The sequence below is a fragment of the Streptosporangium sp. G11 genome, from assembly GCF_051192615.1.
Lineage (GTDB): Bacteria > Actinomycetota > Actinomycetes > Streptosporangiales > Streptosporangiaceae > Streptosporangium.
In genome coordinates this window covers 1-7925 of the sequence record NZ_JBPJUQ010000164.1, presented here as the reverse complement: position 1 = coordinate 7925, position 7925 = coordinate 1, and the positions used below count along the sequence as shown (strand labels likewise).

At 68.5% G+C, this 7925-nt stretch carries 9 protein-coding genes; 4 read left to right on the top strand and 5 right to left on the bottom strand.

Translation table 11 applies throughout. The annotated features are described in order from the left end of the window. Positions 1 to 308: 308 nt before the first annotated feature. The 4 genes from ACSDR0_RS48420 to ACSDR0_RS48405 form a co-directional block, all read right to left on the bottom strand. On the bottom strand, positions 309 to 1238 hold the full coding sequence (locus ACSDR0_RS48420) for an SDR family NAD(P)-dependent oxidoreductase (RefSeq protein ID WP_435295751.1): 930 nt from the start codon (positions 1236 to 1238) through the stop codon (positions 309 to 311). A 95-nt stretch (positions 1239 to 1333) separates the two neighbouring features. Next, complete coding sequence (locus ACSDR0_RS48415; RefSeq protein ID WP_435295750.1) at positions 1334 to 2071, bottom strand: SDR family oxidoreductase; 738 nt, start codon at positions 2069 to 2071, stop codon at positions 1334 to 1336. 69 nt (positions 2072 to 2140) lie between these two features. After that, positions 2141 to 3148, bottom strand: a complete 1008-nt coding sequence (locus tag ACSDR0_RS48410; RefSeq protein WP_435295749.1) for an aldo/keto reductase — start codon at positions 3146 to 3148, stop codon at positions 2141 to 2143. A gap of 59 nt (positions 3149 to 3207) precedes the next feature. Further along, complete coding sequence (locus ACSDR0_RS48405) at positions 3208 to 3444, bottom strand: hypothetical protein (RefSeq protein ID WP_435295748.1); 237 nt, start codon at positions 3442 to 3444, stop codon at positions 3208 to 3210. 78 nt (positions 3445 to 3522) lie between these two features. On the opposite strand from ACSDR0_RS48405, the gene ACSDR0_RS48400 reads away from it, so the two are divergent. Continuing rightward, positions 3523 to 4317 carry a TetR/AcrR family transcriptional regulator gene (locus ACSDR0_RS48400; RefSeq protein ID WP_435295747.1) on the top strand — a complete coding sequence of 265 codons (795 nt, stop codon included), beginning with the start codon at positions 3523 to 3525 and terminating at the stop codon, positions 4315 to 4317. Positions 4318 to 4818: 501 nt separating this feature from the next. Here ACSDR0_RS48400 and ACSDR0_RS48395 read toward each other — a convergent pair. Then, entirely contained in the window at positions 4819 to 5175 is a 357-nt protein-coding gene (locus ACSDR0_RS48395; protein WP_435295746.1) for an STAS domain-containing protein, read from the bottom strand. 269 nt (positions 5176 to 5444) lie between these two features. Here ACSDR0_RS48395 and ACSDR0_RS48390 point away from each other — a divergent pair, with 269 nt between their 5' ends. The 3 genes from ACSDR0_RS48390 to ACSDR0_RS48380 all read left to right on the top strand — a co-directional run. After that, entirely contained in the window at positions 5445 to 5777 is a 333-nt protein-coding gene (locus tag ACSDR0_RS48390) for a helix-turn-helix transcriptional regulator (RefSeq protein ID WP_435295745.1), read from the top strand. A gap of 53 nt (positions 5778 to 5830) precedes the next feature. Beyond that, a complete protein-coding gene (locus tag ACSDR0_RS48385; protein WP_435295744.1) occupies positions 5831 to 6295 on the top strand; it encodes an STAS domain-containing protein in 465 nt (154 codons plus the stop codon). 287 nt (positions 6296 to 6582) lie between these two features. Beyond that, a partial coding sequence (locus ACSDR0_RS48380) for an ISL3 family transposase (RefSeq protein ID WP_435295743.1) occupies positions 6583 to 7925 on the top strand: 1343 nt, incomplete at its 3' end.

Genomic DNA, 7925 nt, shown 5'->3' with positions numbered 1-7925 from the left:
ACCTGCGCCTGCCCTGGGAAAACCCCTGCCCACCCACCGATTAACGCCCGGACACGTGCGACGCGCATTTCGCTCCGTTTACGCGGTGATAGGCACTCCCGCCAGCCCACCACAACCATGTGGACACTCCCCGGGCCGCCCACGCGGCACCCTCCGCGGACCTGCTCCCCGTCACCCGGCCATCAAAACGACCAACCGGACGGCCTGACATCCGACACCGGGTTAAAAGCGAAGCTAAGGGAATCGAACCCTGCCCCCTTCAACCCTTCAGTACGAGTCGGAACAGCTGCGGGTGGTTCCAACAGCGTTCATGCGTTCATGCACTGCGCCGCGATCTCGCCAGGTGCCTCCCGGTGTGCGGCGAGCAAGTCGTCGAGGCCGACGCGGGTGAGGAACTCACTGCGGACGCGATCGGCAACGTTCGAAACCTCTTCGGAGCCGTCGTTGGCCGGGTCGATGTGCACGCGGTACGGGCGCTGCCCCGCAGGGAGCGCGACGATCCGGGCGATCTCGTCAGAGACCAGGGACGCGTCCGCGCCCTCAGGGGCCAGCGCGGCGAGCTTCTGGGCAACCTGGTCCATGAGATCGGGATACTTCGTCTCGTACTCCGCCTCGATCGCGGCGTCGGCCGGGTGGCCCGAGTGGGCGAAGTGGTTGGTGCCGCTGGTGAACGAGCCCGGGACCACGATCGACGTTTCCACACCCCAGCGGGCGAGCTCGGCGGCATAGCTCACGGCGAGGGAGTCCATGCCGGCCTTGGCGGCGAAGTAGGGCGCCAGGTAGGGCGGGGTTCCGCCCTTGACGCTGGAGCTGGATACCCAGATCACGAGGCCCTTGCCCGCCGCGCGCATGTGCGGGAGGGCGGCACGGTTGACGCGCTGGGTGGAGAGCACGTTCACCTCGTACAGCTCGGCGAGTTGCTCTGGGGTGAAGGCTTCCGCGGGGCCGGTGACCATGTGCCCGGCGTTGTGGATCAGGACGTCGATGCGGCCGTGTTCGGCGATGACCCGAGTGATCGCGGCGTCGACGGACACTTGGGAGTTGACGTCGAGTTCGATGGAGCGCAGGTCGACGCCGTGCTGGGCGCTGTAGTCGGCGACGGCCTCGACCTGCGGGGCGTTACGGGTCGTGGTTTGCCGCATGCCGGCGTAGACGGCATTGCCGGTGTCGGCGAGGGCGCGGGCGGTCAGGGCGCCGAAGCCGCTGGACGCACCGGTGATCACGACGATGTTGCTCATGGGAGTTCTCTCCTTTGGGATGGGGTCGCTGCCCGCACTGGAGAAGGAGGCGCGCGACGGGTGTCAGGAAGGGCGTGCAGGGAGGGGGAGGGCGTTCAGGCCACGCCGCCGTTGGCGTATAGGACCTGGCCGTTGATCCAGCGGGCCGGACCGGCGAGGAACGCGACCGCCTCGGCGATGTCCTCCGGTGTGCCCAGACGCTCGAGCGGGGCGGCCTTGGCAAGGTTGTCGATCGTGGCCTGGTCCTTGTCTCGAAGGAACAGGGGGGTGGCGGTGGGGCCGGGAGCCACGGCGTTGACGGTGATGTCCTTGCCGCGCAGTTCGCGGGCCAGGACCAGGGTCATGCCCTCGACGGCGGCCTTGCTGGCCGCGTAGGCCCCGTAGGTCGGGAACTGCAGGCGGGTGAGCGAGGTCGAGAAGTTGATGATCGCGCCACCGGCGCGCACCCGCCGGGCCGCCTGCTGGGAGATCACGAAGGTGCCGCGGATGTTGGTGCGGTGCATCCGGTCCAGGTCGTCCAGGTCCAGTGTGGCGATCGGCGACAGCAGCATGATGCCCGCCGTGTTGACGACAACGTCGATGCCGCCGAACTCCCGCTCCACGGCGTCGAACGCCTCCGCCATGGCGTGCTCGTCGGCGACGTCACCGCCGACCGCGATCGCCCTGCCGCCGGCCGCGGTGACCGCGGCGACCGTCTCGTCGGCGCGGGCCTTGTTGCCGGCGTAGTGCACGCCGACGGCGATGCCGTCCTTGGCGAGACGCTCGACGACCGCGCGGCCGATGCCGCCGGAGCCGCCGGTGACCAGGGCGACGCGGGTAGTGGTGTCTGTCATGGTGATCCATCCTTCGGTGAGGTACTCGTCGGACCCGCCGAGGCGAGCCGGGCGGAGGTTGGGTGTGGGTCAGCGTTCGCTGTCGAGGGCGGCCATGAGGGGGGCCGCGTAGCGCTCGCCGGCGGCAGACCCGGCGGGAACGGCCGCTTCGATCTCGGCCAGGGCGCCGGCGTCCAGAACGAGGCCGACGGCGCCGAGGGATTCGGCCAGGCGCTCCCGTCGGCGGGCGCCGACCAGAGGGACGATCTCCTGGCCCTGGGCGGCCACCCAGGCGATGGCGATCTGGCTGGTGGTGGCGTCCAGGCGCTCGGCGATGCGTCCCAGTGCTTCGACCAGGCGCAGGTTGGCCTGGAGGTTCTCGCCCTGGAAGCGGGGGCTGTAGGCGCGGAAGTCGCCCGTGCCCAGGTGCCGCGCGGTCGTCCAGTGGCCGCTGAGCAGGCCGCGAGAGAGCACGCCGTAAGCGGTCAGGCCGATGCCGAACTCGCGCAGCGTCGGGATGATGGAGGCTTCCGGGCCGCGGGAGAGCAGCGAGTACTCGATCTGTACGTCGCTGATGGGTGCGACGGCCGCGGCGCGGCGGATGGTGTCCGCCCCCACCTCGGACAGGCCGATGTACCTGATGAAGCCGGCCTGCTGCATCTCCGCGAGTGCACCGACAGTCTCCTCGACGGCGATGTCGGGGTTGAGGCGCGCAGGGCGGTAGATGTCGATGTAGTCGGTGTTCAGCCGTCGCAGGGAGTAGGCGAGGCGGTCCTTGACCGCGGCCGGGGACACGTCGTAGGGAACGGGCTGGAAGCCGCCGTCGGGGGTGCGGCGCGAGCCGAACTTGACGCTCAGGACGACCTCCTCGCGCCTGCGCTCCTTCAACACCCGGGCGATGAGCATCTCGTTGGCGCCCGAGCCGTAGAAGTCTGCGGTGTCGATGAGGTTCAGGTCCGCGTCGAGGGCGGCGTGCAGGGTGGCGATGCTTTCGGCGTCGTCGGCGGGCCCGTACAGATCGGACATCCCCATGGCGCCCAGCCCGATGGTGGACACCTCGGGGCCGCTCGCGCCGAGCTTGCGGGTGGCGATGGTCATGGTGGTTCTCCTTGTTGGACGAGGTTGATCGAGAAGGGGGCAGAGGGTCGCGCGGGTGCTCAGGCGTGCTGCGGCAGGCCGGTGAGGTCCATGCGGCGGGCCAGGCGCAGCCGTGGCTCCTCCGCCGCGCCGTTGGTGATCTCGGCGCCGTAGTCGAAGCCGTCGGCGACGGTGCGCCGGGGGCGCTGGCCGGCCGGAAGACCGACCACGCGGACGATCTCGTCGGCAACGATCTTCAGCAGCGCTCGGCCGGGGTTCTGGTGGGCATGGCTGATCCTCCGATGTTGGCGCGCCAACGAATACATCGCCGATAACGAGGCTTGCACATCAACGCTAACACATCACCGATGCGTCGCAAGTGTTATCGTCGATGCATGGCGGTAACCGAAAGGACGACGACAGCGCAGCCCTGCGAACGGATCCTGCGGGCGGCGACGGACCTGCTCGCCGAGGGAGGACGTGAAGCGGTGTCCACGCGCGCCGTCAGCGCGGCCGCCGGCGTGCAGGCACAGACCATCTACCGGCACTTCGGCGACATGCAGGGACTGCTCGACGAGGTGGCCCGGCGGGGGTACGCGTCCTACCTGGCCGCCAAACAGGCACAAGACGAGGACGGCGATCCGGTGGCGCAGCTGCGCCGCGGCTGGGACATGCACGTGGCGTTCGGACTGGCCAATCCCGCGCTGTACCGGCTGCTGTACACCGAGCCGCGGTCCGGCCAGCAGTCCGCGGTGACCGGTGAGGCCCACCAGGTGCTATTGCGACTCGTCGAACGGGTGGCCAAGGCGGGCCGGCTGCGGACGGGCGTCGAGGCGGCCGCGGCGATGATCCACTCCTCCGGCATGGGGGTGACGCTCACCCTCATCGCCGCCCAGGCCGATGACAGGCTTGGGCACTATGAAGGTCTGTCCGACAACGTCCGCGAAGCCATACTGGCCTCCGCACTCGTCCCGGCCGACGACAGCACCGGCCGACAGGAGGCGGGAGCGCATCACGCGGCCGTGCACGCCATCGCGCTCAAGTCCCTGATGCGCGACGGAGTGCGGTCCCTGACCTCCGGGGAACGCACCCTGCTCGACGAGTGGCTGGACCGTATCGCCGCCGAGGACGGGCCGGGAGCCGAAGCGAGCGCGGCCGAACCCGGCCAGGACCCCGTGCGGCGGCAGTAGCGTTCCGGTCAGACGGCAAGCTGGCGCTCTACTTCGCCGAGCACACCCTGTTCGGCCGCACCTTCACCTGGGCCCGGGGGCCGTTCAGTATGCAGCTTCCCGACCTGGGAACGCTCAGCCCCGTCGCGCTCGGGATCACGGTGGCCGCGCTCGTGATGAAGTGGCCGATGCTGCGCATCCTCGGCATCGGCACGATCCTGCTGCCGTAAACCTGGTCCCCGCAGATGCGAACCGTCGCGGGGATCGGGGATGGTAGAGATCGGCCGCGCCCACCCACGGGCCACGGGCAGGGCAGAAAGGGTGTCAGGGCATGAGCACCGACGAAACTGTCATGCGGGGCTTGACCGACAACGGAACGGTCAGTGGCGTTGGCGAGCCGACACGAAGTTGCCGCCGCTCCGCGGTCTTGCGTATCCGCTCAGCCAGCTCCCGCTCCCTCACGGGGGCACCCTCCACCCGTTGATCAGCCGCAGGCCGCCTCGGCACGCCGGCCGGGCGCCGTCACGCGCATTCGTCGAGGACGTCCGCCCGGTCCAGCAGGCCGAGCAGGCGGCGCATGCCGACCGGCACACTGATCAGGTGGGCCACGCCGTCGCGGCACAGGCCGGTCAGCATGCGCAGGCCCGCGAGGTCGACGAACTCCAACCGGCCGACATCGATGATGAGGATGTCCTCGGCTGCCCGGGCCAGGGCCAGGGTCCGGGCGACCGCCCGGGTGTTGGTGACGTCGAGCTCGCCGATCAGCCGGACCGCCCCTCCGGACGGGGCCGGGCTGTAGGTGATGCGCAGCGTGCGATCGAGGTAGAGCACGGCGTCGACCCAGCGCTCGCCGGATACAACCTGCTCCTGGATGGTCACGGCTTCACCGTCAGGCGTTCGTCGCGGGCCGGCGGCCGATGAGGCCGGCAGTCGGTGTTGCCGGGCGCGGTGAGCCGGCCGGTGCTGCACTACAGCCATGTGATCGATCCCCCTACTTGCCCTGATGCACGCTGACGAACCCGGACGTCTCCACCCTACGTCGGAATAAAGATACACGAAAGATATTTCCGGTATACTTCTTCCCGTGCTGATGTCTGTACCTGTCCGTTCCATGGTGATCTGCTCCGGCGATGTTGGGAGGATGTGACGTGGCCGAAAACAGTTCCGATCAGCCTTCGTCCTCGTGGACCTTCCTGACCCACCACGCCCGGGTCCTGCTGGAAATCGCCCATGACCCGCAGGCGCGGCTGCGCGACATCGCGGCCGTCATCGGCATCACCGAGCGCGCGGCGCAGGGCATCGTGACCGACCTGCACCAGGCGGGCTACCTGACCCGCGCCAAGGTGGGCCGCCGCAACCACTACACGATCAACCCCGACCAGCATTTCCGCTATCCCACCGAGGCGGGTGTGCCCATCGGCGTGCTGCTGGACATCTTCGCCCGCCACGACCAGGCCCTCCACGTAGGTCAGCGCCGCTAAAACAACCAGGACAATGGCCACGTTGACGCAGTACGCGACCGCGAGGGGGCGTCGTGCCGGGTGATCGAGCCGCGCCGCAGGTGCAGAGCTGGCATGTGGGGTCGGTGCGGGTGCTTCGCCTGATCGGTGAGCTGGACGCTGTGACGGTCCCGGGCGTGGCGGTGAAGCTCGATGAGGCGCTGCGCACCTTCGAGGACCTGTTGCTGGTCGTCGACCTCACCCAGGTGACCTTCATCGCCTCGGCCGGGGTGGGCGCCCTGGTGCAGATGCGCCAGAAAATCCAGCGGCGCCAGGGGCGCTTGATCGTGGTCCTTCCCCCGCAGGGGCGTGCGCGTCGTCTCTTCGAGCTGACGCGCATGGTGGATCACTTCGAGGTTCGCCTGACTCTCCCCGAGGCGGTCAGCGCTCTGCGAGGGCACGAGTCGCGCCCTCTTCTCACAGAGAAGAGAAGGCCGGCTCCGGAGCCGACACCGCCGCCGACACCGATTCCGGGAGGCCCATCCGGCGGCATGCCATAGGCACCTACCGGGCGAAGGCCTGCCTGCTACCGGGTGAGTGGGTCCGGGCCACCGCCAAAGCCCTGATCCGTGAGGTCAAGGCCGGTCCCCCTTCGCCGTAGGTGCTTCGTATGTGAAGTCGGGATCTGGATCAAAGTCCGTGAAGTGGTGACGGATGGTGATCCTGTCGTCTGTGCACGCATGGCTGGTGATCGCGATTCGGTAACTCGATGAGCGAGAGAACGGCCGCATCGTCATGATCCGGTTCATCCCAGAACTGATCATCACGAGCGGCCGCGAGGGCTATTGTGCAGCACGCCTCGGCAGGTGAGGAAGCCTGCTACGTCAACCTGCTGTTCCCGCATCTCAACCAGGTGCACGTTCAAGCGATCGAGCAAGACCAAGGGGGCGTGCTGATCACGGCTCGAACCCGAACCGACGATGCAACGTGCCGACGATGCGCCACCCCCTCGGGTCGACGACACAGCCGCTACCGGCGACGGCTTCATGATCTGACCACGGCGGGCCAGCCCGTGCTGATCGATTTGGAGGTCCGCCGGTTCTTCTGTGACAACCCCTCCTGCGACATGCGTACCTTCGTCGAGCAGGTGCCTATGCTGACCCAGCGGCACGCCCGCCGCACCCTGTTGCTTCGCGCCATGCTGGAAGCTGTCGCGCTGGCTTTGGCGGGTCGCGCCGGTGCGCGACTGGCGAGCGTGCTTGGCGTGGCGGCCAGCCGCTCCACCTTGATTCGGCTGATCCATGCCCTTCCCGATCCCGAGATCGGCCAGGTCACCGTGTTGGGCGTGGATGACTTCGCCACCCGCCGCGGCAACAGCTATGGCACTGTCCTGATCGACATGGCCACCCGCCGGCCCATCGATCTTCTGCTCGACCGTCAGGCCAACACCCTTGCCGACTGGCTGCGCCAGCACCCCGAAGTGGAAGTGATCTGCCGCGACCGGGCCAGCGCCTATGCCGAAGGCGCCCTCAAAGGCGCACCCCAGGCGACCCAATGCGCCGATCGCTGGCACCTGTGGCACAACCTCATCCAAGCGGTGGAGCGGTCGGTCGCCCGGCACCGCTCCTGCCTGCGAGAACACCAAACCGACGCTCCCGAGCCTGAACCAGCGGCCCAGCCGCGGCCCCCGCGACCGAAGGGCTCCACCAGGTTCGCCGACCGGACCCGCGCCAAGCACGCCAGAATCCACGAGCTGAAGGCGGCTGGGCACAGCCTTCGAAGCATCGCCCGCCAGCTCGGCATGGGCCACCACACCGTAATCCGCTATGCCCGCGCCACCACACCCGAAGAACTGCTCTGGGGCCAGTGGACGAACAAGCCCAGCGCCGTCGACGACTTCAAGCCCTACCTGCACCAGCGCTGGAAAGAAGGCGAGCACAACGCCACCCGCCTGTTGAAGGAGATCACCGCGCTTGGTTACCGCGGCAGCTACGCCGCGCTGAGCGATTATCTGCGACCTATGCGTGCACCAAGCCCCGTCGCACCACCGGCGCCTTCGGTTCGCAAGGTCACCGGCTGGATCGCCACCCACCCCGAACGACTAGAAGAGACTCACCATCTCCAGCTCAAGGCCGTTCTGGCCCGATGCCCGGAGCTGACCGCGCTCATCAAACACGTCCGCTCCTTCGC

What these genes read in the sequence shown, in the direction of transcription:
- ACSDR0_RS48415 (WP_435295750.1), bottom strand. Translation starts at nt 2,071, where the DNA reads ATGACAGACACCACTACCCGCGTCGCCCTGGTCACCGGCGGCTCCGGC.
- ACSDR0_RS48420 (WP_435295751.1), bottom strand. Translation starts at nt 1,238, where the DNA reads ATGAGCAACATCGTCGTGATCACCGGTGCGTCCAGCGGCTTCGGCGCC.
- ACSDR0_RS48410 (WP_435295749.1), bottom strand. Translation starts at nt 3,148, where the DNA reads ATGACCATCGCCACCCGCAAGCTCGGCGCGAGCGGCCCCGAGGTGTCC.
- ACSDR0_RS48400 (WP_435295747.1), top strand. Translation starts at nt 3,523, where the DNA reads ATGGCGGTAACCGAAAGGACGACGACAGCGCAGCCCTGCGAACGGATC.